Genomic DNA, 25877 nt, shown 5'->3' on the forward strand with positions numbered 1-25877 from the left:
CTACTAAATATTGCCTCGTATACTTTAGCAACTTTATACCAATTTATACTTGACTAATCGTAGGAAAGGGTGTGAGACTTGGCGCTTAGCCTTGGATGATTGGAGCAAGTAAGAAAAAGAGCGAAGCATTCGCTCGTTTCTTACTTGTGAAATCATTCCAAGCCTGCCAAGTCGAACCCGACTAGACAGGGGCAGAGCAAGACCTAAAAAAATAACTTCCAACGAACAAGCTAGCAAGCATAGGTTTTCTTGCTAGCTTGTTTTTATTATTAGAAATTTTTTTTAAAACGAGCAAGTTGCGAATAAGGGTCCGATTAGCAAGTTGTGGCAGTTGAACTTGCGAAGACAGGTCCAATTAGCAAGTTCGAGGCTGGCTACTTGCGAACAGGGCTCTCGATAGCAAGTTCGCCTTCACCCACTTGCGAATGGCCTCTTCAATAGCAAGTAGCCGTTGAGGAACCTGCAAACAAGGCCTCCGTTAGCAAGTTGACCACCCAGTTCTTATAAAATAAGCTTTTACCAATAGAGGATTGCTCTAAAGTTCAAACCAGCTTTTCCTAAGAGCGTCTCTGCACATTGTTCAGGGGCCGGATATTTGCTACAATAAGAGCTGTGAATAGTCAAATTAGAGAGGGTGCTAAGATGCGTTTTTTAGCGATTGATAGTGCGACGCTATCCCTGAGCCTGGCCCTGCTGGAGGACCAGACCCTGATCAGTGAGATAACCACCAATACCAAAATTAAACATTCTACCCAGCTCCTGCCCCTGATCCAGACCATGATGGAGACAGTTGGCTGGCAGCCTGAAGACCTCGAGGGGGTTATTATTTCCAAGGGACCAGGCTCCTATACGGGACTTCGGATAGGGGTTACGGCGGCCAAGGTTTTGGCTTCTACATTAGGGATCCCCTTGTATTCTGTGCCCAGTCTCCTGGCCCTGGCTGCTAATATTCGGGCCCAGAAGTCACTAGTACTTCCCTTCTTCGATGCCCGCCGCCAGACTGTTTTTGCAGCGGCATATTTGAAGGATGGCCAGGCTTGGACAGCTTTAGAAGAGGTGAAGCACGGGGCTTTTTCCGACTGGCTAGCTAGTTGGGAAGACCGCCTAGACGACTACGACCAGGTTTACTTTATCAGTCCGGACCTAGCGTCCTATGAGAGTGCCTTGGCCCCTATCCTCTACCAGCACGACCATTGTCACTTGGCCGCGCCGGAAGACAGGATCATCTATGCCCATAAGATGGTCCAGCTCCCTCTCCAGCTAGAAGATGTGGATACCTTCCTGCCCGATTATGCCAAATTGGCTGAAGCAGAAGAAAACTGGCGGGAGAAAAACCCCGGTCATGATGGGGAAAATTATGTTGAAAGAGCAGATTAACCAATACTTTAGCTGGCTAGGCCACTTATTTAGGGCGCCCCAAGCCGACTTGTTGGACCGTATTGAAGTCCGGCAAGAAGAGCTAGTTCTGGCTTCTGGTTTAGCTTTCAGCCTGCGTTTATCCGACCAGACGGCCTTGAAGCAGATGGTTGACTTGGAAAAATTAGCTTATGGCAAGGTCATGTGGGGGATGAAGGATTTCTACCGGGACATGGTGGGGCGGCCGGATACTTTTTATCTCCAGGCCTTTTCCCATGGTATTCTCTTGGCTTTTATTGCTTGCCGGGAAGAGCCTGACCATCTCCATGTGTCTAATTTCATGGTGGCCCCTAGTTGCCAGGGCCAAGGTTTAGGTAGCTACTTATTGGAAGAAGCGAAGCATTTGGCCCAACAAGTTGGCCTCCAAGAAATTCAATTGGAGGTCCGCCAATCCAATAAGCAGGCCCAAGCTTTTTACCGGGCGCGGGGCTTTCGACGCTTGAAGACCCGGAACTTTTATTACCACGATAACCGTGAACATGCCGACCTCTTGGCCTGGCGCTTTGAGGAGGTCGATGACCACCATGCTTAAACGTTTGGAGACAGGCGGGGGAGAAGACATGTGGCTACTTTTGCAGGCTGCTTATCCCCAGACCCCAAGCTGGACCATTGAGGCCCTCGACTACTTCCTCAGCCGGCCCTATGCCCAGACTTTTGCCTACTATGATGGGGAAGATTTAGTGGCCCTGGCACAATTCCAATTATTAGCGGGAGAAGCGGAACTGCTTAATCTGGCGGTTCTACCAGCCTATCAAAGGAAACGACTGGGCCAACAGCTTCTAGAAGAAGCAATTGGTCAGTTGGCAGGCGAAGGGGCCGAGCGTATTTACTTAGAAGTGCGAGCGGGCAATCTCCCAGCCCAGGCCCTCTACCAGAAGCTCGGCTTTGAAAGACTAGCCATCCGCCAGAGCTACTATCCGGACGGAGAGGATGCCTGGATTTATTGTTTATTAGTCTAAAGATAGAAAAGGTGAGAAGATGTCAGTAACCTTATTAGCAATCGAATCGAGTTGTGATGAGACAGGGGCTGCTATTATTCGTGATGGCAAGGACTGCCTGGCTAATATCGTAGCCACCCAGGTCAAAAGTCACATGCGCTTTGGTGGGGTGGTTCCTGAAATTGCCAGCCGCCACCATGTGGAACAAATTACACAAATTGTTGACTTAGCCTTTGAAGAGGCGGGCCTGACCTGGGAAGAAATTGACGGGATTGCGGTGACCAAGGGCCCGGGTTTGGTGGGCTCTCTCTTAATTGGGATTACCGCAGCCAAGACCCTGGCCTTTGCCCATGACAAGCCCTTAATTGGTGTCAACCATATTGCGGGCCATATCTACGCCAATCAACTGGTCCAAGCCATGGACTTTCCCCTGCTTGCCTTGGTGGTGAGTGGTGGGCATACGGAATTGGTTTATATGCCAGAAGATGCTGTCTTTGAGAAGTTTGGAGATACCCGTGATGATGCAGTCGGGGAGGCTTATGATAAGGTGGGGCGCTTGCTTGACCTGCCTTATCCGGGTGGCAAGCGGATGGATGAATTGGCCCAGGAAGGCCGCGATACTTATGCCTATCCCCGTCCCATGCTCGATGAAGATAATTTTGATTTCAGCTTTAGTGGGCTGAAATCGGCCGTTATTAACCACCTTCACAATGCTGACCAACGCGGGGAAAAGCTTGTTAAAGAAGATGTGGCGGCTTCCTTCCAAGCGGCTGCAGTTGAGGTTCTCGTTGAAAAAACCTGCCGGGCCCTGGATGAATATCCTGTTAAGCAGCTCTTAGTGGCTGGTGGGGTAGCAGCTAACAGTGGCTTGCGCCGCGAGCTCCAAGCGGCTCTAGCTGACCGCCATCCAGAAGTGACCCTTTACTTCCCGCCCCTCAAATATTGTGGCGATAATGCAGCCATGATTGGTGCGGCAGCCTATAGCCTCTACCAAAAAGCTGCCTTCGCTGATTTGAGCTTGGATGCTGTGCCAGGCTTGGATATTAGCGATTCTTAACAAATTTAGAAACTAGAAAACCACTATCTTTACTCATGTTGATGTGAAGATAGTGGTTTTTGTTTGATATCCTGTTAATAGTGTAATCAAAGGGCCTACTTGCTTTCTGGTTCCCTGTTTGCTAGCTTGTCTCTTTAGGCTCAAGTCTCATTTGCCTACAATTGACTGAGCAAGTCTTCCCATTGGTCCATAAGTTCTTGGTGCTGGGCCTTGAGGGGTTCGAGTTGGGCGTTGAGCTCGAGGATTTGGGCGTTGTCTTGGTAGACTTCGGGTTTGGCCATTTCCTGTTCGATGGCTTGGATTTGTTCTTCGATTTGGGTGATTTCTTCTTCGCATTGGTCGACGAGACGCTGTTGGCGGCGTTGCTCGCGTTGTTTTTGTTTATTTTCTTCGTAGCTGAGCTTGCCTGAAGACTTCTCTTCGACTTTTTGGGCTGGGTCTTGACCAGTGTCTTGGGCGGCTTGCCGGGCTTCTTCTTCGGCCTTTTTGGCGAGGTAGTAGTCATAGTCGCCCAAGTAGAGCTTGCTGCCTTCTGCTGAGATTTCGAGCACTTCGGTAGCTAGGCGGTTGATGAAGTAGCGGTCGTGGCTGACAAAAAGCAGGGTGCCATCATAATCGATCAGGGCATTCTCTAGGACTTCTTTGGAGTCAATATCCAAGTGGTTGGTGGGTTCGTCAAGGACCAGGAAGTTGTCATGGTCTAAGGCGAGTTTGGCTAGTTCCAAGCGGGCTTTTTCGCCCCCGCTGAGGCCATGGACGGGCTTCTCAACATCACTTCCGCTAAAAAGGAAGCTCCCCAATATGGTCCGAATATCTTGCTCATTCATGCTAGGGTGGTCATCCCAGAGTTCGTGGAGGACGTCCTTTTTGGAATTGAGATTGCCTAGCTCTTGGTCGTAGTAGCCTAGGCTCACATTGGTTCCAAGTTGGTAGTCGCCCTTTAATGGTGGGATTTGTCCCGTAATGGTTTTGAGCAGGGTAGACTTGCCGACGCCATTTGGGCCGACAATGGCCAGGGCCTTCTGTTTGCGTAAATCGATATTAATCGGATAGGACAGGCAATCGTCGTAACCGATAGCCAGGTCATCGACCGTGAGAACGACATTACCGCTCGACTTTTCTGTAGAGAATTGGATACGGGCTGAGCGTTCGTCCTGTTGGGGCCGGTCCAGCTTGTCCATTCGTTCCAGTTGTTTGCGTCGGCTCTGGGCCATTTTGGTAGTGGAGGCACGGACCAGGTTGCGGGCAATATAGTCTTCTAACTTATGAATTTCTTTTTGTTGCTTCTCATAGGCCTTCATCTGGGTTTCCAGACGGACCGCTTTTTCCTTCAAGTAGAAGCTATAATTTCCGGCATAGTGTTCGATGCCGTGGTGGGTCATCTCATAAGTTTCATTGCTGACATGGTCGAGGAAGTAGCGGTCGTGGCTGACGATCAAGAGGGCGCCGGGATACTTGGGCAGGTAGCCTTCCAACCAGTTGAGGGTATCGATATCCAGGTGGTTGGTTGGTTCGTCTAGGATCAGGATGTCCCGCTTCTCTAGGAGCACCTTGGCCAGGGCCAGCCGGGTCCGCTGACCGCCAGACATCTGTGAAATAGGCTGGTCGTACATGTCTTCGGGGAAGCGGAAGCCGTGGAGGACCATACGGATCTCTGAATCATAGCTATAGGCATTGCGCTGGTTGATTTCTTCTTGGATTTGGTCATAGGTCTTCAGCGCTTGTTCATAGCGGTCAGGGTCTTGGATGACAGCTTCATCGGCCAGGACCATGGCTGCTTCATTGGCCTGGTCAATCAAGGCCAAGTCTTCTGCAAAGACGCTCTTCATCTCTTCATAGACTGTCCGTTCGCTGTTGACAGCAGAGTGTTGGTCCATATAGGCAATCCGGGTTCCCTTGCGTTGGGAGACGGTACCTTGGTCTGGAGTCTCAATGCCCGCTAGGATCTTCAGTAGGGTCGATTTACCAGTACCGTTTCTACCGACTAGACCAATGCGACTGTTATCTTGAACTGTAATTTGAATGTCTTCAAAAAGGGTCTCAGCCCCAAAATGTCGGGCTAAATTGGAACCTTGTAAAAGAATCATTGTCTAGCCTCCTTCTAAAATACTATTCCTAGTTTAGCATAATTCTGCCATAGGGACGACTAACAAAATTTCGCTTAGATTGTGAAAGGCCTTGCAAAATTGACTTTATCCCTTAAAATAGACTTATGGTGTGCATAAAATAATTGAAATGAATATGAAGGAGCGATTCAATGGAACAAAGAAAATTAGTGAGCCGTCACTTAGAAGAAGTTGAAGTCGATGGCTTACGCTTCAAAGATCATAATAAAGATGGTCGAGTCAATCCTTATGAAGATTGGCGACTGAGTCCAGAAGAGCGAGCTAAGGACTTAGTCGGGCGGATGAATCTCCGCGAAAAAGCCGGTATGATGGTCCTTATCGACAAGCCCATGGGAATTTCAGCTGAAGAAGGTGAACCAACCAGCCATGATGGGGTCATCAATGAAGCCGATAAGGAGATCCAGTATCCCCATCCGAAGCACGAGTATCCGACTTCGACGCTTTTGGAAGACTTCCAAATCCGGCATATTATCTTAAGAGAGAATGCCGAGCCGGAAGAGATCGTGACCTGGGTCAATACTATGCAGGAGATGGTCGAGGAAAGTCGCTTAGGGATTCCCTTGCTGGTCTTATCCAATTCGAAGAATGAAAACAACGAAGCCGCTTTTAATGCAGAATCAGCGATTGGGCGCTTTACCCAATTTCCTGGCACCCTGGGTCTAGCAGCCACTCGCAATATGCCTTTGATCAAGGCCTTTGCTGAAATTGGTAAGCAAGAATTCTGGCACAACAATATCCGCAAGGGTTATATGTATATGGTAGATACCGCGACGGACCCCCGCTGGTTTAGGACTTCGGGAACCTTTGGCGAGAATCCCGAACAGATTTCAGAAATTGCTGAAACGATTATTCCTGTCTACCAAGGAGAGGACTTAGATGACCAGGGCGTTGCCCTCACCATCAAGCACTTCCCAGGTGGTGGTGCACGGGAGAATGGCTTCGACCCTCACTATGAAGAAGGGAAGTTTAATGTTTACCCAACTCCTAATAGTTTAGAGACCTATCACTTACCACCCTTCAAGGCAGCTATTAAGCACCAACCAAGCTCGATCATGCCTTACTATGCGATTCCTAGCCAGGAAAAATCCAACCTGCCCCAAGAACCCTTCCAAGCAGGTTTTGAAGAGGATGTTGCTTTTGCTTACAACCGCCAATTCCTCCAAGAGCTCTTGCGTGATGACCTAGGCTTTAAGGGCTATATCAACTCAGATACAGGGGTCTTGGATGCTTGTGCCTGGGGTGTTGAAGACCTAACTAAGCCGGAGCGGGTAGCTAAGATGCTCAAGGCGGGGACGAATATTGTCTCGGGGACCACAGAGGTTGAAGCCTTTGAGGAAGCCATGACCCAGGGCTTGGTCGACGAAGAGACAGTGAATGCCCGTTTGGAAGGCACTTTGAAGGAGCTTTTTGCTCTCGGCTTATTCGAGAATCCTTACCAAGATATTGACCAGGCAGAAGCTATCACCAATACGGAAGATAGCCGCGAGATAGCCTATCAGGCCCACCAGGAATCGGTGGTTCTCTTGAAGAATGACCAAGAGCTCTTGCCTTTGACTGAGGACAAGTTAGCGGGCAAAAAAGTTTATGCGGAAATCTTTACCAAGGTCTATAATGAAGAGGAAATGGCCAGCCGCCGCAAGCAAGGAATCTTCGGTAATACCGATGAACTGAACCAAGAATTACCAGAGCAGATTCGCAAGGCCTTCCCACAGATTGACCTGGTGACGGACTACCACGAAGCGGATATTGCCTTACTCTTCTTAGAACCAATCTCGGGTTCTTACTTCGAAGCCACTTCAGGCTATCTGGACTTACAGATCCACCAAGCAACCAACGTGGACCTCGACCGGGTGAAGGCCATCCAAGCAGCGGTTGACCATACGATTATTAACGTTAACCTCGACTTGCCATTTATCTTGGAAAATGTTGAGCCTTTAGCTGATGCCTTAACTGCCAGCTTCAATAGCTTTATCCAGGCCATCATTGATGTCTATACAGGGGCCTGCCCTGCCAAGGGGAAATTGCCTCTAACCCTACCTGCCAATGATGACGTGATTGCGGTTAATGATGAAGGCATTTGTGCCTCACCAAATGATGTACCAGGCTACGATAAGGACAAGTATATGGACCGCGCTTATGCCTATCAAGATAGTGCGGGAAATAGCTACACTTATGGTTTCGGCTTAAGCTTAAATTAAAGTTTTAGATTTGCTCCAAAGTCGAAATCCTGGTAAAATATTCCTATTCTATTTTTCACAATTGAACAAACAGGGGGGATTCTAGTGAAAAAGATACCAAAGGCAACAGCTAAACGCTTATCAATCTACTATCGATGCTTGAAGAATTTCAAGGCAATGGGGATGGACCGTGTCTCTTCCGAACAGATTTCTGATGCGGTAAAAGTGGACAGTGCCACCATCCGACGTGATTTTTCTTATTTTGGGACTTTAGGCAAACGGGGCTATGGTTATGAAATTGATCATTTAATTGAATTTTTCAGCCGCCTACTGAGCCAAGACCAGCTCACCATGGTCGCTCTGATCGGTGTGGGGAATTTGGGGAATGCCTTAATTTCTTATAATTTTAAGCAGTCAAACAATGTTCATATTAATGCCGCTTTTGATATTGACCCAGATAAGGTGGGGAAGATTCATGAGGGGGTTCCGATTTATAGTATGGACGAGTTAGTTGACCAATTGGAAGCGCGCCAGATCGATATCGTGATCTTGGCCGTACCAGGTCAGGCTGCTCAGAGTGTGGTGCCACAGCTTGAAGAAGCTGGCGTCAAGGGTATTTTGAATTTTTCGGCCAGCCGACTTAATGTTCCTAAAGATATTTTTGTCCAAACAGTTGACTTAGCTAATGAATTACAAACGCTGATCTACTACGTGACCAACCACTAAGGAGAAAAACTTTCTAGCCTAAAACGATCAAAAAAGTGCCTCAAAGGAGCCAAGTAGCTCTCTTTGGGGCACTTTTTGATTAATGGCTTTTAAGCCGACTTATCTGGTTTATAGATTTTTGATTCTCTGGTAGGCTCGAATTAATTGGATACTTTGGAAGATATCGTGGCTTGCTAAGAGAATATTAATGAAGGGAAGGAAGGACCAACCGTTTTCACTGACCATTGAAATAGCCAGGGAGAGGAAGAGACCAGCCAGGATGATTTTTAGCACAATATTCATGACTAGTGATTGTAAAGACATAGCAACACTCCTTTTTAATCTTGCATCGTAATATGTAATGTAACGAAAATATAGCTAAAAGACAAGTGAGATCAGCTATTTTGGCGGAAAATTTAAAGAAAGGCTAAAAGGTCAAAAAAAGTCAACAAAAGACTTGCATTCTAAAATAAAATGTTTTAAGATAATAAATGTAAGTTAGCACTTGGAAGTTGTGAGTGCTAACGATAAAAAGTGAATTGTTTTTGGAACTGATGGAGGAATGTGAATTATGTTAAAACCTTTAAATGAACGTGTGATTGTTCAGCTTGAAGAACAAGAAGAAAAAACAACGTCTGGTATTATACTACCATCTGCAGCCCAAGAAAAATCCCAAGTGGGACGTGTTATTGCAGTTGCAGATGAAACAGAAGATTTCACAAGTCCAGTTAAGAAAGATGACCTTGTCTTATTTGAAAAATATGCCGGCAATGAAGTGGAATATGCTGGTGAAAAATACCTCATCTTAAAGGCGAAAGATATTGTCGCTGTCATTGAAGACTAGATCAAAAATTAAATTTAAAGATTGAATCATTACTTGTGTATCGAGAGGAGCATGAATTTTAATGGCAAAAGATATTAAATTTTCAGAAGATGCCCGTCAAGCTTTAGTGCGCGGTGTGGACAAGTTAGCGAATACGGTGAAGATTACCTTGGGGCCTAAGGGACGTAACGTTGTCCTCGAACAAAGCTATGGTTCACCATTGATCACTAATGATGGGGTAACCATTGCTAAAGATATCGAATTAGAAGACCACTTCGAAAACATGGGGGCTAAATTAGTCGCTGAAGTAGCTTCTAAGACCAATGATGTAGCTGGTGACGGAACCACTACTGCAACAATCCTAACCCAAGCGATTGTTCGTGAAGGCTTGAAGAATGTGACCGCTGGTGCTAACCCTGTCGGCGTTCGCCGCGGGATTGACGAAGCAATCCGGACAGCTGTTGAAGGCTTGAAGGAAAACTCTGTTCAAGTGGAATCTCAAGATGCCATTGCTAACGTTGCCGCTATCTCATCAGGTGACCAAGAAGTCGGCAAGCTAATTGCTGAAGCTATGGGCAAGGTTGGCGAAGATGGTGTGATTACCATTGAAGACTCTAAGTCTATCGATACGACCTTAGATGTGGTTGAAGGGATGGAATTCGACCGCGGTTACCTCTCCCAATATATGGTAACAGACAATGAAAAAATGGAAGCCAGCTTGGAAAATCCTTACATTCTCTTAACAGACCGTAAGATTTCAAATATCCAAGATATCCTTCCTCTTCTTGAACAAATCTTACAACAAGGTAGCCCACTGCTCTTAATTGCTGATGATGTAGATGGGGAAGCTCTCCCAACCCTAGTACTGAACAAATTACGCGGGACCATGAATGTGGTTGCTGTTAAAGCACCAGGTTTCGGCGACCGTCGTAAAGAAATGCTAGAAGACTTAGCTGTCTTAACGGGTGGTCAAGTGATCTCTGAAGATCTCGGCTTAGAATTGAAAGACGCAACCATCAACCATTTAGGTAAGGCTGGTAGCGTTACTGTAACCAAGGACCACACCACAGTTGTTGAAGGTGGCGGCAATAAGGAACAATTAGAACAACGTATTGCCTTAATCCGTAAACAAATCGAAGAAAGCACATCTGACTATGACCGTGAAAAACTCCAAGAACGCTTAGCTAAATTAGCTGGTGGGGTAGCCGTTGTTAAAGTCGGTGCCGCAACTGAATCTGAACAAAAAGAACGTAAACTCCGCATTGAAGATGCCTTGAATGCAACCCGTGCAGCAGTTGAAGAAGGTATCGTTGCTGGTGGGGGTACTGCTCTCATGAACGTTCAAGAAAAAGTTGAAAAAGCAACCGAAGAGCTGGAAGGTGACGCCGCAACAGGTGCTCGGATTGTAGCCCGCGCCTTGGAAGAACCTCTCCGCCAAATTGTTGAAAATGCTGGCTTAGAAGGCTCAGTTATTGTGGAACGCCTCCGTTCTAAAGACCTAGGTATTGGTTTCAATGCCCAAAACAATGAATGGGTAGATATGATTGAAGCTGGGATTGTTGACCCAACTAAGGTAACGCGTTCAGCCCTACAAAATGCTGGCTCAGTTGCAGGCCTTATCCTCTCAACAGAAAGTGTTGTTGCGGATAAACCAGAACTAGAAGCACCAGCAGTTGACCCAAGTGCTATGGCTGGTGGCATGTACTAAGCCACTGATTAAAGAAGAAGCAAGAACTCTCAGAAGAGGGTTCTTGTTTTTTACTTATAACTACAAATACCAAAAACTTTTCGAGTCGTTTGGCTTGAAATTTCGAAACTGAACTATTATCATAGAAGTATAAGATAAATTATTAAGTCAAAAGTATAAAAGAAAGAAGGAGATTTATTTTATGGCAAAATATGGTGTAGTTTTAGGTTCAATCCGTAAGAATTCATTTTCTGAAGCAATTGCAAAAGGATTAGTGGCAGGTTTACCAAGTGACGCTGAAGTGACCTTTATCGAAACGGCTGACCTTCCACTCTATAGCCAAGACTATGATGAAGCAGCTGAACAACCTGCTGAATATACACGTTTCCGTGATGAAGTGCGCGCTCAAGATGCTATTATCTTCGTCACACCTGAACACAACCGTAGCATTCCAGCGAGCTTGAAGAATGCGATCGACTTAGGTTCTCGTCCATATGGTTCAAGCGTTTGGGAAGGCAAGCCAGCTCTTGTTGCCTCACAATCACCAGCAGGTATCGGTGGTGCTATCGCTAACCATACCCTCCGTCAATCTTTAGTCTTCTTAGATATGCCTGTTATGCAACAACCTGAACTTTACATTGGGAACTCTGCTGACTACATCGGTGAAAACGGTGAAATTACAGCAGAAGATACCAAAGAATTCTTAGCAAGTGCTGGTAAAGCCTTCGCTGAATTCGCAGGAAAATTTATCTAAGCTAAGTTTCAATTCAGACTTCAAGAGGCTGAGACAGATGTCCCAGCCTCTTTTTAAATAGCGAACTTTTTTCAAAAACATGGTCCAAAAGTCAGGCCTGACATCCACTTCATGCAGGGTGTGAGGGCTGGCGGGGGAAATAGACCTCTGGAGCAAAGATCCAGAGAAGACTGAAGGTCTTCGGCGAATCTTTGTGAAGAAGACCTATTTCTGCCAGTCTGAACCCGACTACAAACTATTTGGAAATCGTTTACCAACGATTTCCCATAGTTCGCTCCACTGGTTCAGGCTTGATCGACTTTTGTCACACTCTCTTCTTGGACCCCTCTGACTTGAATTCTCTAGTCGGATACTTGATAATGGGAAGTGTAAACCCTTAACAGCAAGCTGAAGGAGGCTTTTTTGATGAAGACCTATCAAAACTATATTAACGGTGAATGGGTAGACAGCAAGTCTGGTCAATATACCGATGTCATTAATCCAACAAGTGAAGAAGTGATTGCTCAAGTTCCAACTAGTAATGCTGAAGATGTGGACGACGCTGTGGCTGCAGCTAAGGCTGCTTTTCCGTCTTGGAATGGTTTAGCTGTAGATGAACGCAAGGGCTATTTAGAGAAGGTGCTTGAAGGCCTTAAAGCGCATAAGGAAGAATTAGTCGATATTGTGGTTGAAGAGATGGGCGCTAGCAAGGCTTTTTCCCGAGATAACCAGGTGCGCAAATCGATCGGGGAATTGGAAGGAAGTCTCAAGGCCTTGGACCGCTTCAACTTTGAAGAACGTTACGATACGGCGACTGTTATTAAAGAAGGATCGGGAGTGGTTGCCTGCATTACGCCATGGAATTATCCTTTGAACCAGATCCAACGTAAGCTCACTCCAGCTCTTTTAACTGGTAATACCATTGTGGTCAAACCCGCCTCAGATACCCCTCTCACAGCCATTAAATTCATGGAAATTATTGAAGAAGCTGGCCTACCTAAAGGGGTCGTTAACTTGATCACCGGGCGGGGGAGTGAAGCTGGAGACCTTCTCGCTGGCCATGAGGATGTGGCTATCATTTCCTTTACCGGGTCAACCGAAGTCGGCCGCGGCCTCTACGATAAAGCGAGTGGTAGTATCAAGCGCCTCGTCCTTGAACTCGGTGGTAAGTCTGCTCTCATTGCCCTCAAAGGTGGTGATAAGGAACTCGCTGTGGCTAAGTCAATGAATACTGTGCTCGATAATCAAGGGCAGACCTGTGCAGCCTTGACCCGCCTCTTTGTCCCAGAAGATGAATTGGAAGACTATAAGACGGCTATCAAAGCCTTCTATGACAAAGAAGTGGTCCTCGGTGACCCAGCCGATGAAGCAACTAAAGTTGGCCCTATGGTTTCCGCTAAGCAAAAAGAAACCGTTGAAGACTATATCAAAAAAGGTAAGGCAGAAGGTGCTGAAGTCTTGGTAGGCGGAGGAAAAGTAGACCGGACAGGCTACTATGTGGATCCGACAGTCTTTGTCAATGTGACCAATGACATGACCATCGCCCAGGAAGAAATCTTTGGCCCGGTCCTCTGTGTGCTGACCTATACCGACACAGAAGACGCCATCAAACAAGCCAATGACTCCCCTTATGGCCTCTCTGGCGCTGTCGTTGGTCCAGAAGAAGAAGCCAAGGCAGTGGCTCGCCAATTGCGGACAGGTAACGTCTTCGTCAACGATAATCCAGGTAGCGATCAAGCACCATTCGGCGGCTACAAAATGTCCGGCTTAGGTCGCGAAAAAGGCTACTACGGCCTAGAAGACTACGTCGAAATCAAAGCCATCTTTGAAAAATAAAGGGTGTGAGGGCTGGCGTTTAGCTTTCGTTCACTGGAGCAAGTCACCAGAGCAGTCTGAAGGACTGCGGCGGGGGCTTGTGAAGTGATACGAAAGCTGCCAGACCGAATCCGACTATAAAGGGTGTGAGCAAGAGCGTTTAGCTTTGGAAGCTTGGAGTAAGTCGGGATAAGGGCAAGCAAGGCTTGCACGTTTCCGACTTGCGAAAGCAGTCCAAAGCTGCTCTTGCGAACCCAACTATAAAGGGTGTGAGAGGATGCGGTAGAAAGGGACCTCTGGCTCTTTGTGAAGAGGAGCCCTTTCTGCATCCTTGAACCTTTTCCATTCCAAGGCTCCAACTGAAGTAGAAGTTGGGGCCTTTTTATAATGGTTTTTCATTAGTAGCTGCTGACAAATAGGATTCTTTAAGCAGCTTTTCTCAATCAATCTTGCACCAGGGACGAACTTTGTTTATGATTAAACATAAGACTTAAAAAGAATGGAGTGGCAAAGATGGCAATTTGGTCGAATGACTTTCATGACGCGATGTCAGAAGCGGCTTATCAATTCAATCAATCAATTCAAGTGGATGACAGACTGTTGGATGCTGACCTGCAGGGTTCAATGGCCCACGCAAAGATGTTGGGGGCCCAAGGAATTATTGAGGAAGCGGAAGCAGAGGCGCTCTACCAGGAATTGGGGCAGATGCGAGAAGACTACCGTGACGGCAAGCTAGCCATTGACTATGAGGAAGAAGATGTCCATAGTTTTATTGAAGCGGAACTGACCCGGCGCTTAGGGGATACAGGTAAGAAGGTTCACACCGGCCGCAGTCGGAACGACCAGGTTGCCACCGCCTTGAAGATCTATGTTCGGGATGAGATTGAAGTCCTCTGTGGCCTCTTGGAGGATGCCATGCTGGGCTTTGCTAAGAAGGCCCTCCAGCATACGGAAAGCATCATGCCGGGCTATACCCACTTGCAGCGGGCCCAACCCATTACTTATGGCCACTATTTGATGGCCTATGCGGAAATGCTTTTGCGGGACTATGGCCGTTTGCAGGATGTGGGTAAGCGGATTGATTTAACCATGCCACTGGGGGCTGGTGCCTTGGCGACCTCTTCTTTCCCCTTGAATCGCGATTTAACGACGGAACTCTTGGACTTCTTGACCCCATCGGCCAATAGTTTGGATGCAGTGTCTGACCGTGACTATAGTATTGAGATGCTGAGTGCCCTGTCGCTTCTGGCCATGCACCTCAGCCGGTATGCGGAAGAGACGATTCTTTGGGCCAGTCAGGAGTTCCATTTCATTCACCTGAAAGATTCCTTCTCCACCGGCTCATCCATTATGCCCCAGAAGAAGAATGCCGATATCCATGAATTGATGCGCGGAAAGACGGGGCGGGTCTATGGCGATTTGATTAACGTGCTTACCCTGATGAAGGGCCTCCCTCTCGCTTATAACAAGGATATGCAGGAAGAAAAAGAAGCCCTCTTCGACGCTATCGATACCATGAAGATGATGGTGAGTCTCCTACCAGCCATGTTGGAAGCAACGGTTGTGGATGAAGAGGCCATGTATGCCGCTTGTGGCCAGGGCTTCTTGAACGCTACTGATTGCGCCGACTACCTGGCTGCTAAGGGAATGCCCTTCCGTGATGCCTACCAAATCACCGGGAATATCCTTCAATACTGTAGCGAAAAGAACCTAACCCTGGAAGATCTCTCCTTGGAAGATTATAAGCGCTATGCGGATGACTTTGAAGCAGATATCTTTGATGCAATCGACTTGAAGGCCTGTGTCTACCGGCGTAATGTTCTGGGTGGACCAGCTCCTGAACGGGTGGAAGAACATGCCCAAGCCCTCTGCCAAGCCCTCGAGCGGTCGTAGGATAAGTCCTAAAATAAAATCCTAAAGTTCAGTTGACATTTGATTCAGCCGTGATATAATAACAGTTAAATTAAAGTACTCTCATAAAAGAGATGCGGAAGAGTAGCAAAGTCCCTGAGTAAAGCGAGCAGGTGGTGGTGGAAGGCCTGTCTGAAGACTCTGTGAAGCGCGCCGCATAAGCTCGACTAGATAAGATAAACTAGTTCGTGTCCGAGCGTTAATCGGCTAGAGATGTTGGCTTTGCCAGCAAGTAGAGTGGTACCGTGGATGCTTATTAACTCCGCCTCTTCAGATTGGAAGAGGCGGTTTTTTATATTTAAGGAGGAGTTTATAATGCCAGAGAAGGAAGTAAAGAAGGTTTTAATGGCGTATTCAGGTGGTTTGGATACCTCCGTAATTATTCCTTGGATTAAGGAAACTTATGGGGCTGACGTTGAAGTGATCGGAATGACCGCCAATGTTGGTCAGGAAGAAGACTACGAGTATTTAAAGAAGAAAGCTGTCAATTGTGGGGCTTCTAAATTATATGTCGAAGACCTCCGCGAAGAATTTATTACAGATTATATCTATCCTGCCATGCGGGCTGGGGCTAAGTATGAAGGCAAGTATCTCTTAGGGACCGCCTATGCCCGTCCACTAATTGCCAAGCGGATGATTGAAATCGCCCATGAAGAAGGCTGCGATACCATCGTCCATGGCTGTACCGGTAAGGGGAATGACCAAGTGCGTTTCGAGCTCGGCTTGCGTGAATTCGATCCAACTATTCAAATTATTGCCCCATGGCGGATCTGGGATATTCAATCCCGGGAAGACGCTTTTGATTATGCAGAAGCGCATAACGTTCCGCTACCGATTACCCGTGAGACGAACTACTCTAAGGATGAAAACCTCTGGCACCTCTCCCATGAAGGCTTGGACTTGGAAGATCCTAGCCAGCAACCTAAACTAGATGATATTTTAGAATTAGGGGTGTCACCTCAACAAGCGCCAGACGAGAGCACCTATGTGACCATCGATTTTGAAGCAGGGAACCCTGTCGCTGTGGATGGCGAAAAATTGGATCCCATCGCCTTAGTTGAAAAATTAAACGAACTCGGCGGGGCAAATGGGATTGGCATCCTCGATATTGTTGAAAACCGTCTCGTCGGGATGAAGTCTCGGGGCGTTTATGAAACACCAGGTGGACACATCATCTACCATGCCCATGAAAAATTGGAAGAATTATGTTTAGACCGCGATAGCTTGCAGTTTAAACAAGTCCTTGCCCATAAATATGCGGAATTAGTGTATAATGGCTTGTGGAATTCACCTCTACGCAAGGCCCTCCAACAATTTGTGGATGAAACCCAAAAACACGTCACTGGCCAAGTCAAGTTAGAGCTTTACAAGGGTAATGTCATTGATGCAGGGACGACCAGTCCTTACTCTCTTTATAATGAAGAACTGGCAACCTTTGACGAAGATGATATCTACAACCAAAATGATGCGGAAGGTTTCATTAAGCTCTTCGGCCTGCCACAAACTGCCCGGGTGCTTGCTGAAAAAGAATGGAAAAAGGACGGCAAAATTTAATGAAAAAACTAGTTAAATATAGCCTGCAGCTCCTAATGGTCTTTCTCCTCGCCTTTAGTCCACTACTGGCTGGAGCAGGGGCCTTGGTCCAAGCGGCAGAAGACCAGTCGCAAACTTCAGGGCAAGTAGCAGGCAACGACCAATTACTTGATGAAATTAAGAAGCGGGGCGTCATTAAGCTAGGCGTCAGCCCCGACTACCCACCCTTTGAGTTCTTGACCCGTGAAGGTGGCGAGAACAAAACGAAGGGGATCGATATCTCCCTAGCGGAAAAGATCGCTGATGATCTTGGGGTTAAACTGGAAATCGTGAATATGGAATTTTCCAGTCTGATGTCTTCCTTAGAGACTGGTGCCATTGATATGATTATCTCAGGGATGACTTATACGGAGGAACGGGATAAGTCCGTAGACTTCACCAAACCCTACGAGAATGCTGGCCAATCCCTTGTTATCCGCAAAGACGATACGGACAGACTCAAAGATAAGGATAGTTTCGTAGAAGGAACGGTTGTGGGGGTCCAACAGGGGTCGTACCAAGAAGACCTGGCCAAGGCCCACATGCCTAAAGCCAAGCTCCTTACCATGCAACAGGTTCCTGACCTGCTCAGTGCCCTAGGAACCAAGCAAGTGGATGGGGTCTTAGTCGATGAGATTATGGCCCGGACCGCGACCAAGGGCAATGACCAGTTGACTTATGTCGATGCCAAAGTCCCACGGGAAGAAAATGACGGCAAGGCAGTTGTGATTCCTGAGAACCAACCGAGCCTAGGGGAAGCCATTAACCACACTATTGATGAAGTGGTTGAACAAGACTTGGTTAACCAATGGGCGGACGAAGCTGCGGACCAATTAGCTGCTACCGACAATGTGGATTGGATGCAGTATTGGCCTTTCTTCTGGGACGGTATTAAGACGACCCTCTTAATCTCCATTCTCTCGATTGTCTTCGGGATGATTCTGGGTTCGCTCCTTGCCGTGATGCGGATTTCTAACTTGAAATTCCTCTCTGGCATTGCAGGAGCCTATGTCGAATTTGTTCGGGGGACACCTCTGATGATCCAAGTTCTCTTTATCTTCCTAGGGGTTGGGGGCTTGCTCGGTATTAGCCCATTGCTGGCTGGTTTGATCGCTGTTTCTCTCAACTCAGGAGCCTATATTTGTGAGATTATCCGTGGTGGTCTCCAGTCCGTTCCTAAAGGCCAGGCCGAAGCTGCTCGGTCTCTTGGTTTGGACTACAAGACAACTTTGCGGAAGATTATCTTCCCACAATCCCTGCGCTCCATTTGGCCTTCGTTAGGGAACGAATTCGTGACCTTGATTAAGGAATCTTCTATTGTATCGACTATTGGGGTAGCCGAATTAACCTTCCAAACCCGGGCTGTTACCAGCCAGACTTACCAAGGCATTATCCCACTCTTTATCTCTATGGTGATCTACTTCATTATCACCTATGCCTTAACCAAGCTCCTCAACCATTACGAAAAACAAATGAACGCGAAATATAATTAAAGGGTGAGAGGGAGCACGGGTAGAAGTGGACCTCTGGAGCAAAGACCCGAAGAAGACTGCAAGTCTTCGGCAGGTCTTTGTGAAGAGGAGCCACTTCTGTGTGACCAAACCCGACTAAGAAGGGTGTGAAGGCTAGCGGGAGAAATAGACCTCTGGAGCCAGAAGCCAGAGAAGGCTGGAAGCCTTCGACGGATTATGGTGAAGAAGACCTATTTCTGCTAGCCTGAACCCGACTGTAAAGGGTGTGAGCAAAGGCGTTCAGAAAGGGATGACTGGAGGCAAAGAGGATAAGAGCGGCTTTAGCCGGTCGTTCCACTTTGCTGAAGTCACTTCCTTTCTGCCTTTGCGAACCCGACTAGAAAGGGTGAGAGCAAGAGCGTTTAGCTTTGGATGCTTGGAGCAAGTTGGGATAAAGGCAAGCCATGCTTGCACGTTCCCAACTTGCGAAAGCACTCCCAAGCTGCTCTTGTGAACCCGACTTAAAAACTGGGCTTTGTCCCAGTTTTTTGCTATTTACAGTCACTTGACTTGTTAACTTCTTTAAAAATTGGTTACAAATTGGGAATACTTTTGCATTGAAAAATGAAACATGCTATCGTAGTGTAGATATAATATTGCGATAAATATTAACGGAGGAGATTGACTTGAAGAAGAATAAGAAGAAAAAGTTCAATTGGCAAAGAGTTCTAGTTGTCGCTGTATCTCTCTTCTTGATTGGGGGCGTGGGCGTCTATGCCGCCTTGCAGCAGGAACCTGTTCAAACCGCTATTGAAGACCACAAGGAGAGTGGGGCAGAGAAAGCTGTCGCCGATCTCTACTTTGATGAAGCAAAGATGTTCTTAGCTGAGGATATTAGTCAAGAAGATATCGAAGCGGCTAAAGAAGATGTAGCTAATTTGAAGGATGAAGAAGGGATTAAGGGACAATTACAAGGTGATTTGGAAGATGTCCAAAATCGCTATGATGTCCAAAATGCGACCAACAATCTCTTTGAAAAGACCAAGGACAAGCAGCCGCTCAATGGGGCAACCTTACAAAAATGGGTCATTATCAAGGATGGTTTGAAGAAGGCTGATGTTGATAAGGTTAAAAACCAACATAAAGCTGCCTTGGAATCTAAGGAAGATGGGCTCTACGGGACGCTAGCTGACCTTGTGAAGACAGCTGAAGAACAAGCTGACAAGTTCGAGAAATTTACTAAGACCTTAAACGACCTGAAATCTGCTAAGTCTTTAAAACAAGAAGACTTACAAAAAGAATTGGATAAGTTGCGTGAGGAAGCTGAGAAGGAAGAAAATCCTTATGTGACCGCCAAGATGTTAGACATGATCAGTCAAGTAGATGAAGACTTAACGGAACGGATTAGCCAAGCTGAAATTGACCAAGCCCGCAAGTCTGGTGCTTCACAAGATCAAATTAAGAAGTTAGAAGAAGAAGCTAAGAAGGCCCAAGACCAAGCTCGTGAACGGAGCGACCGTCTCCAAAAACAAGCGAATGAAGCGCGCCAACAAGCGACCCAATCTAACCGCAACCAAAGTCAAAATGTGGGCAACCGGGGCAGTCAACGTGTGACCCCGCCAAGCTCTCGTCCAGCTTCTAATAACAATAACGCAAACAACAATAATAATCGTCAAAATCAAAACAACAATAACGACAAGAAGGATGACAAGAAAGCAGAAAACAGCAAAGCATCAAATAACCAACAAAACAATGCCAGCTCTAACAATAATGCAGGTAAGAAAGAAGAAGCGAAGCCAAGTACTGACTCTTCCGCTGTCTCTTCGAAACCGCTGAACGAAAATCAAGGTTCAGCTAATCCATCGACAGCACCTTCTTCTTCCGCCTCTCAAGGGGGCGCGACTACGCCACAAACGCCACCAGAAGGCCAACCGGAAGCACCAGCTCCTAATGATACACCAGCTAATACTGGCTCAAATGCTGGGGCTGACCAAGGCGGAGCAGCTAGTGGCGGGAGCCCAGAAGCAGGCGCTGCTAGCTAAGTTGAATCTTTAATAATTTGAAAATATTTGATAAATAGCTGCTTGAACTATGGGAATTATGCTAAGATACCATATAGTAGAACAGCTTGAGGGGCGGTTTGAACCGTCCCTTTTTCTTAGGAGGATCATTATGCAAAGAAACGGCGAATGGACCAATTGGTATCGGGTCATTATTGGGGCAACTGAGGCCCTGATCTTACTGATATCTTATTTTATTTCATTCTTTATCCGCTATGGCCGTTACGTTCCCTTGCGCAATTTCCAGGCTTTCCAGGGGGCGATTCCGTGGATTTTAATTATCTTTATTGTCTTTAACTTATTGTTCGGGATCTATGTTCTCTACAATAAGTCCAAGGGGGATATCTTCTTTATTACGCTGATTATTCAAGCCCTATTGGCTGTGGTTGCCATGGTCTTGAGTTTCGTGGGGCGTTGGTTTGCTTTTCCACGTTCGGTTATTTTGATTGACTTTTTTGTGTCAACCCTCTTGATCTATGCCTTCCGGGCTCTAGTCTTTAGTATGTACCGCCGCTATGCCAGCAATAAGCGGGTGATGATTGTTGGTGAAGAAGAGGAAGTCTTTCCTGCTATCTTCAATTTCAAATCATCCAAGTCCACCCGCCATATTGTAACCCATGTGGTGATCGACCACTACTATGATAATGTGAAGGCCCGCTTGGATGAATTCGATATTGTTTACCTAGCCTCACAGATCGAAGAAGAGGAAAAACTCCGCCTCTATTCTCTCCTGATGGCGGAAGATAAAAAGCTCTTCCTTAATTCTAAGTTTGAAAACTTAGTCATGGTCAACCCTAATATCATGAACTTTGAGGATGAGTCGATTATTGAAACCTCTGACTTCAAGATTCCGGCAGATCAGGCCCTGATCAAGCGGCTCTTGGATATTATTGTTTCTCTTGTTCTTTTGATCATTGCTTCCCCGATCATGCTGGTAACGGCCCTCTTGGTGAAGCTCACCTCTAAAGGCCCCGTCTTTTACCGGCAGACACGGATCACCAAGGGCAATCGTGAATTTGAAATCTATAAGTTCCGGACGATGACAGCGACTGCGGAGGACAGCACGGGACCTGTGATTGCAACCAAGAATGATGCAAGGATCACAGGAATCGGCAAGTACCTGCGCTCCCTGCGCATCGATGAACTGCCTCAATTATTCAATATCTTGAATGGGGACATGTCATTGGTTGGGCCACGTCCCGAACGTCCCTTCTTTGTTGAGCAATTCCAAGAACAAAACCCTCACTATTACCTCCGCCATAATGTACCAGCTGGCCTGACAGGTTATGCCCAAGTTTATGGCAAGTATGCGACGGACTTTAACAGTAAGCTCAACTTTGACTTGATCTATATCAAGACCTATTCCATTATCCTAGACTTCAAGATCCTATTACAGACGATCAAAATTCTCTTCGACAAGGTCTCCTCTTCCGGAGTAGACGAAGAAAGCAAACAAGTCGTTGACCGCGAAGCCATCAAAAAAATGAACATCCAAGTCATTGACTAAACAGGGTGAGAGCAAGAGCGCTTAGACTTGAATGATTGGAGGCGCATCGAATAAGACTGACGCTAGTCAGACGTTTCGATGCGCTGAAATCACTTCAAGTCTGCTCTTGTGAACCCGACTACAGGGTGAGAGCAAGAGCGTTTAACTTTGTCTACTTGGAGTAAGACCCCAAAAAACATTGATGAAATAAAGCTTTTTGCCTATAGCTTTACAAGAAAGAGCCTGGACTTGTATCCCCGGCTCTTTCTTTTTCTATTTTTTTGATTTTTATAAGCCAGCTAGATAGCTTGGGATTGGCTTTTTTGCGACAAAGTTAGGGTGAAGTGTTATAATGATAGAAAAATGACAAACAGAGGTGCCTTTATGAATTATCCAGATGACAGTTTAACCCTACATACTGACCTCTATGAGATCAATATGATGAAGACCTACTGGGAAAGTGGCAAGGCTGAACAGTTTGGGGTTTTTGAAATTTATTTTCGTAAGAATCCCTTCAATAATGGCTATGCGATCTTCGCAGGTCTGGAACGGGTAATCGATTATATTAAGAATTTACGCTTTACTGATTCAGATATCGCTTATTTAAGGGAGACAGTAAACTACCCTGATGCCTTCTTAGATTACTTAAAGGACTACCGCTTTCAAGCGACAGTCCGATCCATGGTGGAAGGAGAACTCTGCTTCGCCAATGAACCGCTGATTCAGATTGAGGGGCGCTTGGTGGATTGCCAATTAGTAGAAACCGCGCTCTTAAATATTGTGAACTTCCAAACCTTAATTGCAACCAAGGCTGCCCGCATCCGTACGGTTTGTGGTGACGATGGCTTGGCAGAGTTCGGTGCACGCAGGGCTCAAGAGATGGATGCTTCAGTTTGGGGAGCACGGGCTGCTTATATTGGCGGCTTTGATTCGACTTCTAACGTTCGGGCAGGCAAGACCTTAGGCGTTCCTGTATCGGGGACCCATGCCCATGCTATGGTCCAATCCTTCCAGAGCGATTATGAGGCCTTCAAGGCTTATGCCCAATCCCACAAGGACTGCGTATTCTTAGTGGATACCTATGATGTGATGAATTCTGGCGTTCCAGCGGCGATTCGTGTGGCCGATGAAATGGGCGATCAGATTAACTTTATTGGGGTTCGCTTGGATAGTGGGGACTTGACCTATCAATCCAAACGTGTCCGGACCATGCTCGATGCAGCAGGTTATGAAGAGGCCATCATCGTGGCCTCCAATGACTTAGATGAAAAGACCATCCTTAACTTGAAGATGCAGGGGGCGAAGATTGATTCTTGGGGTGTCGGAACGAAGTTAATTACTTCCTTTGACCAAGCTGCTCTCGGGGCAGTTTACAAACTCTGCTCCATGGAAGATGAAAATGGTAATTTGGTCCCTACTATGAAGATTTCAAGCTCCCCTGAAAAGACCACTACTCCAGGTGACAAGCAGGTTTGGCGCATTACACGTAACTCAGATGGTAAGTCTGAAGGGGACTATGTCGCGCTTAAACACGAGCGCCCCGACCAATTGGATGAGCTCTTTATGTTCCATCCTACCTATCCTTATATCAATAAGACCGTTGTTGACTATACGGCGCGTCCGCTTTTGCAGACGATTTTTGACAAGGGGGAATTGGTCTATGACCAACCAGAATTAGACGAGATTAAAGACTATACTAAAGGACGCCTTGATTCGCTGTGGGATGAGTATAAGCGGATTTTAAATCCAGAACAGTACCCAGTCGACCTTTCACAGGAGCTCTATGATTTGAAGATGAACAGCATTAAGCAGATTAAGGAAAAGATTAAAGCAAATGTGGCAGCAGATAAAGGAGGAGAATAATGCGTCCTTTACAAGCGCATATTATTGACCAACTCTGTGTGAAAGCAAGTATTGATGTAGATGCAGAGATCCGCCAATCGATTGACTTTATTAAGGCCTATTTTAAGAAGCATCCTTTTTTCAAGACCCTAGTTCTAGGGATTAGTGGGGGCCAAGACTCGACCTTAGTGGGCCGGCTCTGCCAGCTAGCCATGGAAGAATTGCGCGAAGAGACGGGCCGGCAAGACCTTCGTTTCATTGCAGTCCGCCTTCCTTACGGTCAACAGTTGGACGAGGATGATGCCCAGAAAGCTTTGGATTTTATCCAGGCTGACCAGGTATTGACCGTCAATATCAAGCCAGCTGTGGATGCCCAAGTGGCTGCCTTAGAAGTAGCAGGTCTTGAAATCACGGACTTCAATAAGGGGAACATCAAGGCTCGCCAGCGGATGATTAGCCAATTCGCCATTGCTGGAGCCGATAAGGGGATTGTGGCAGGCTCTGACCATGCGGCTGAAGCCGTTACGGGCTTTTATACCAAGTTCGGTGATGGGGCAGCGGATATCATGCCTATCTGGCGGCTCAACAAACGCCAGGGGGCAGCCTTGCTCCAAGCGCTCGGGGCAGAGCCTCGCCTCTATGAAAAAGTGCCAACCGCTGACTTAGAAGACGATAAACCGGGCCAAGCCGATGAAGAAGCCCTCGGTGTCTCCTACCAGGCCATTGATGACTACCTAGAAGGAAAGGATCTTGCTGAAGCCGATGCTGAACGCATTGAACAACTTTATCAATCTAGCCAGCACAAGCGAGAGCTGCCGGTCAATGTCTATGACCAGTGGTGGCGTTAAAGACTTGCACATTAGAAATCAATTTATCGATAGAAGAACCCCTGCCAGGCGATGCTTAAGCCTAGCAGGGGTTTTTGTCTTTTTATAGTTTGTTGATTCTCTGATTGATTGCTTTAATTTGTTTGCTATAGTAGAAGTAGTAGCCCAGGGCAATGAGGACAAAAATCAAGCTAAATTGTAGGCTAGCCGAGAGAATGATGCCCCAAGTCAGAGGGAACCAGTTATTCCATGCGGCTAGGCCGAGGAAGGTTAGCAGACTTAAAGCCAGGTGGAAGAAGCCGGCTAAGAGGGGGCTGAGCCTATCTGTTTGGTAGAGGAGGGATCCTCCTCCGCAGACACAACCGACTAGGCTCCAACTGACTAACATTTTAAGATAAGCGGGGGAGGAAGTATAGATGGCACCCATGACAGCAAAGATAACCATACTGATAAAGATTCCTTGGAGGCTTCGTTGAATAAATTCTTTCATGGTGGGACTCCTTTCATAGGCCAAGTCTTTCTTTGAACTGATGGAGAAAACGACGACTGATTAGAATTTTCTTGTGGTTACTAAGTTGAGCATACATATTTCCGGAAAAAGCGAGTTCTAGGCTCTGGATAGCATCTAGGCGGACGAGGCTATAGCGGCTTGCTCGTAAGTAGTCGTTCTTTGGTAAGAGACTTTCTAGCTTCTTTAGGCTGAGCCGGCAAGGATAGGTCTTAGCCTTGGTCCAGATGCTTAGTTCGCCTTGGTTGATTTCTGCATAGAGGATGTCACGGATAGCTAATACCTGGTAAGTGTCCTGGGTCTTGATCGTCAAGCGGTCAGGCTGGTGCTTTCCTTCTAGCTGGTAGAGCAGGTCAGAAGTTCGGTCTAGCCACTGACTGTCAGAGGCACGCAGGATCACTTGGTGCTTGTCTTCGTCTTGGTCAAGGATACGCTGGATGACTAGTTTTTCTATTGTCATAGAAGCTCTCCTCCTTTCTGACCTTAGTATAAGGCAGAACTGGCAAAAAGTCGTCCCGTTTTAGCCGAGCGGTTGTTTTTAGGCCTTGAGTGGTAAAAAAAGCCTGATAAAATCCCCCAGCCGGTAAGGTCTGGGGGATTTGTTTGTAAGCTTTCTTTTGTTGACTTGCTCCAGTGAACGAAAGCTAAGCGCCAGCCCTCACACCCTAGTTCCTACGATTAGTCAAGTATAAATTGGTATAAAGTTGCTAAAGTATACGAGGCAATATTTAGTAGACTGATTT

At 46.7% G+C, this 25877-nt stretch carries 21 protein-coding genes; 17 read left to right on the plus strand and 4 right to left on the minus strand.

Features of this window, described 5'->3' with window-relative positions; genetic code table 11:
* The first annotated feature begins 642 nt into the window (after positions 1-642).
* Genes tsaB through tsaD form a run of 4 tightly spaced genes read left to right on the plus strand, consistent with a single transcriptional unit; the run spans position 643 to position 3411 of the window.
* Positions 643-1377 (plus strand): tRNA (adenosine(37)-N6)-threonylcarbamoyltransferase complex dimerization subunit type 1 TsaB, encoded by a 735-nt coding sequence (gene tsaB, locus QP860_RS09210; protein WP_070617213.1) that lies wholly within the window; start codon positions 643-645, stop codon positions 1375-1377.
* Positions 1358-1948, plus strand: a complete 591-nt coding sequence (gene rimI / locus QP860_RS09215) for a ribosomal protein S18-alanine N-acetyltransferase (protein WP_070617211.1) — start codon at positions 1358-1360, stop codon at positions 1946-1948. Before tsaB ends, rimI (QP860_RS09215) begins: the two co-directional genes overlap by 20 nt.
* Positions 1941-2375, plus strand: coding sequence for a ribosomal protein S18-alanine N-acetyltransferase (gene rimI, locus QP860_RS09220; protein ID WP_168162697.1), 435 nt, complete (start codon positions 1941-1943; stop codon positions 2373-2375). Before rimI (QP860_RS09215) ends, rimI (QP860_RS09220) begins: the two co-directional genes overlap by 8 nt.
* 19 nt (positions 2376-2394) lie before the next feature.
* Positions 2395-3411 carry a tRNA (adenosine(37)-N6)-threonylcarbamoyltransferase complex transferase subunit TsaD gene (gene tsaD / locus QP860_RS09225; RefSeq protein ID WP_070617208.1) on the plus strand — a complete coding sequence of 339 codons (1017 nt, stop codon included), beginning with the start codon at positions 2395-2397 and terminating at the stop codon, positions 3409-3411.
* Positions 3412-3566: 155 nt separating this feature from the next.
* Here tsaD and QP860_RS09230 read toward each other — a convergent pair whose 3' ends face one another.
* A complete protein-coding gene (locus QP860_RS09230; RefSeq protein ID WP_070617206.1) occupies positions 3567-5498 on the minus strand; it encodes an ABC-F family ATP-binding cassette domain-containing protein in 1932 nt (643 codons plus the stop codon).
* Positions 5499-5668: 170 nt separating this feature from the next.
* On the opposite strand from QP860_RS09230, the gene QP860_RS09235 reads away from it, so the two are divergent.
* Positions 5669-7735, plus strand: coding sequence for a glycoside hydrolase family 3 protein (locus QP860_RS09235; protein ID WP_070617204.1), 2067 nt, complete (start codon positions 5669-5671; stop codon positions 7733-7735).
* A gap of 78 nt (positions 7736-7813) precedes the next feature.
* Positions 7814-8440 carry a redox-sensing transcriptional repressor Rex gene (locus QP860_RS09240; RefSeq protein ID WP_141744570.1) on the plus strand — a complete coding sequence of 209 codons (627 nt, stop codon included), beginning with the start codon at positions 7814-7816 and terminating at the stop codon, positions 8438-8440.
* Positions 8441-8548: 108 nt separating this feature from the next.
* Here QP860_RS09240 and QP860_RS09245 read toward each other — a convergent pair whose 3' ends face one another.
* Positions 8549-8743, minus strand: coding sequence for a hypothetical protein (locus QP860_RS09245; protein WP_070617201.1), 195 nt, complete (start codon positions 8741-8743; stop codon positions 8549-8551).
* A 247-nt stretch (positions 8744-8990) separates the two neighbouring features.
* Between QP860_RS09245 and QP860_RS09250 the strand changes: the two genes are divergently transcribed.
* From QP860_RS09250 to nadE, 11 genes are all read left to right on the plus strand, one after another.
* The gene (locus QP860_RS09250) at positions 8991-9263 is read left to right on the plus strand and encodes a co-chaperone GroES (RefSeq protein ID WP_067974468.1); all 273 of its coding nucleotides are present in this window, start codon (positions 8991-8993) and stop codon (positions 9261-9263) included.
* Between the two features lie 61 nt (positions 9264-9324).
* Positions 9325-10950, plus strand: a complete 1626-nt coding sequence (gene groL, locus QP860_RS09255; RefSeq protein WP_070617198.1) for a chaperonin GroEL — start codon at positions 9325-9327, stop codon at positions 10948-10950.
* A gap of 181 nt (positions 10951-11131) precedes the next feature.
* On the plus strand, positions 11132-11683 hold the full coding sequence (locus tag QP860_RS09260; RefSeq protein WP_067974474.1) for an NADPH-dependent FMN reductase: 552 nt from the start codon (positions 11132-11134) through the stop codon (positions 11681-11683).
* Between the two features lie 405 nt (positions 11684-12088).
* Positions 12089-13498 (plus strand): aldehyde dehydrogenase family protein, encoded by a 1410-nt coding sequence (locus tag QP860_RS09265; RefSeq protein ID WP_070617197.1) that lies wholly within the window; start codon positions 12089-12091, stop codon positions 13496-13498.
* 492 nt (positions 13499-13990) lie between these two features.
* Positions 13991-15370 (plus strand): argininosuccinate lyase, encoded by a 1380-nt coding sequence (gene argH / locus QP860_RS09270; protein WP_070617196.1) that lies wholly within the window; start codon positions 13991-13993, stop codon positions 15368-15370.
* A 333-nt stretch (positions 15371-15703) separates the two neighbouring features.
* A complete protein-coding gene (locus tag QP860_RS09275) occupies positions 15704-16942 on the plus strand; it encodes an argininosuccinate synthase (RefSeq protein WP_284912613.1) in 1239 nt (412 codons plus the stop codon).
* The gene (locus tag QP860_RS09280) at positions 16942-18453 is read left to right on the plus strand and encodes an ABC transporter substrate-binding protein/permease (protein ID WP_070617192.1); all 1512 of its coding nucleotides are present in this window, start codon (positions 16942-16944) and stop codon (positions 18451-18453) included. Before QP860_RS09275 ends, QP860_RS09280 begins: the two co-directional genes overlap by 1 nt.
* A 644-nt stretch (positions 18454-19097) precedes the next feature.
* Positions 19098-20453, plus strand: coding sequence for a hypothetical protein (locus QP860_RS09285; RefSeq protein ID WP_070617190.1), 1356 nt, complete (start codon positions 19098-19100; stop codon positions 20451-20453).
* Between the two features lie 130 nt (positions 20454-20583).
* On the plus strand, positions 20584-21978 hold the full coding sequence (locus tag QP860_RS09290) for a sugar transferase (RefSeq protein ID WP_070617188.1): 1395 nt from the start codon (positions 20584-20586) through the stop codon (positions 21976-21978).
* 363 nt (positions 21979-22341) lie between these two features.
* Positions 22342-23820: a nicotinate phosphoribosyltransferase gene (locus QP860_RS09295; protein WP_141744571.1), complete on the plus strand. Its 1479-nt coding sequence runs from the start codon at positions 22342-22344 to the stop codon at positions 23818-23820.
* On the plus strand, positions 23820-24647 hold the full coding sequence (nadE, locus tag QP860_RS09300; RefSeq protein WP_070617184.1) for an NAD(+) synthase: 828 nt from the start codon (positions 23820-23822) through the stop codon (positions 24645-24647). The genes QP860_RS09295 and nadE overlap by 1 nt, the downstream gene beginning before the upstream one ends.
* Before the next feature lie 82 nt (positions 24648-24729).
* Here nadE and QP860_RS09305 read toward each other — a convergent pair whose 3' ends face one another.
* Positions 24730-25116, minus strand: coding sequence for a DUF3021 domain-containing protein (locus QP860_RS09305; protein WP_070617182.1), 387 nt, complete (start codon positions 25114-25116; stop codon positions 24730-24732).
* A 13-nt stretch (positions 25117-25129) separates the two neighbouring features.
* Positions 25130-25594 carry a LytTR family DNA-binding domain-containing protein gene (locus QP860_RS09310; RefSeq protein WP_070617180.1) on the minus strand — a complete coding sequence of 155 codons (465 nt, stop codon included), beginning with the start codon at positions 25592-25594 and terminating at the stop codon, positions 25130-25132.
* Positions 25595-25877: the final 283 nt, after the last annotated feature.

The organism is Aerococcus sp. UMB1112A (genome assembly GCF_030230715.1).
Lineage (GTDB): Bacteria > Bacillota > Bacilli > Lactobacillales > Aerococcaceae > Aerococcus.

Coding starts and splice junctions, on each gene's coding strand:
- rimI (WP_168162697.1), top strand. CDS start 1,941: ATGCTTAAACGTTTGGAGACAGGCGGGGGAGAAGACATGTGGCTACTT.
- QP860_RS09260 (WP_067974474.1), top strand. CDS start 11,132: ATGGCAAAATATGGTGTAGTTTTAGGTTCAATCCGTAAGAATTCATTT.
- rimI (WP_070617211.1), top strand. CDS start 1,358: ATGTTGAAAGAGCAGATTAACCAATACTTTAGCTGGCTAGGCCACTTA.
- QP860_RS09310 (WP_070617180.1), bottom strand. CDS start 25,594: ATGACAATAGAAAAACTAGTCATCCAGCGTATCCTTGACCAAGACGAA.
- QP860_RS09245 (WP_070617201.1), bottom strand. CDS start 8,743: ATGTCTTTACAATCACTAGTCATGAATATTGTGCTAAAAATCATCCTG.
- QP860_RS09250 (WP_067974468.1), top strand. CDS start 8,991: ATGTTAAAACCTTTAAATGAACGTGTGATTGTTCAGCTTGAAGAACAA.
- nadE (WP_070617184.1), top strand. CDS start 23,820: ATGCGTCCTTTACAAGCGCATATTATTGACCAACTCTGTGTGAAAGCA.
- QP860_RS09235 (WP_070617204.1), top strand. CDS start 5,669: ATGGAACAAAGAAAATTAGTGAGCCGTCACTTAGAAGAAGTTGAAGTC.
- QP860_RS09305 (WP_070617182.1), bottom strand. CDS start 25,116: ATGAAAGAATTTATTCAACGAAGCCTCCAAGGAATCTTTATCAGTATG.
- QP860_RS09290 (WP_070617188.1), top strand. CDS start 20,584: ATGCAAAGAAACGGCGAATGGACCAATTGGTATCGGGTCATTATTGGG.
- QP860_RS09295 (WP_141744571.1), top strand. CDS start 22,342: ATGAATTATCCAGATGACAGTTTAACCCTACATACTGACCTCTATGAG.
- tsaB (WP_070617213.1), top strand. CDS start 643: ATGCGTTTTTTAGCGATTGATAGTGCGACGCTATCCCTGAGCCTGGCC.
- QP860_RS09230 (WP_070617206.1), bottom strand. CDS start 5,498: ATGATTCTTTTACAAGGTTCCAATTTAGCCCGACATTTTGGGGCTGAG.
- QP860_RS09275 (WP_284912613.1), top strand. CDS start 15,704: ATGCCAGAGAAGGAAGTAAAGAAGGTTTTAATGGCGTATTCAGGTGGT.
- QP860_RS09280 (WP_070617192.1), top strand. CDS start 16,942: ATGAAAAAACTAGTTAAATATAGCCTGCAGCTCCTAATGGTCTTTCTC.
- QP860_RS09265 (WP_070617197.1), top strand. CDS start 12,089: ATGAAGACCTATCAAAACTATATTAACGGTGAATGGGTAGACAGCAAG.
- tsaD (WP_070617208.1), top strand. CDS start 2,395: ATGTCAGTAACCTTATTAGCAATCGAATCGAGTTGTGATGAGACAGGG.
- groL (WP_070617198.1), top strand. CDS start 9,325: ATGGCAAAAGATATTAAATTTTCAGAAGATGCCCGTCAAGCTTTAGTG.
- argH (WP_070617196.1), top strand. CDS start 13,991: ATGGCAATTTGGTCGAATGACTTTCATGACGCGATGTCAGAAGCGGCT.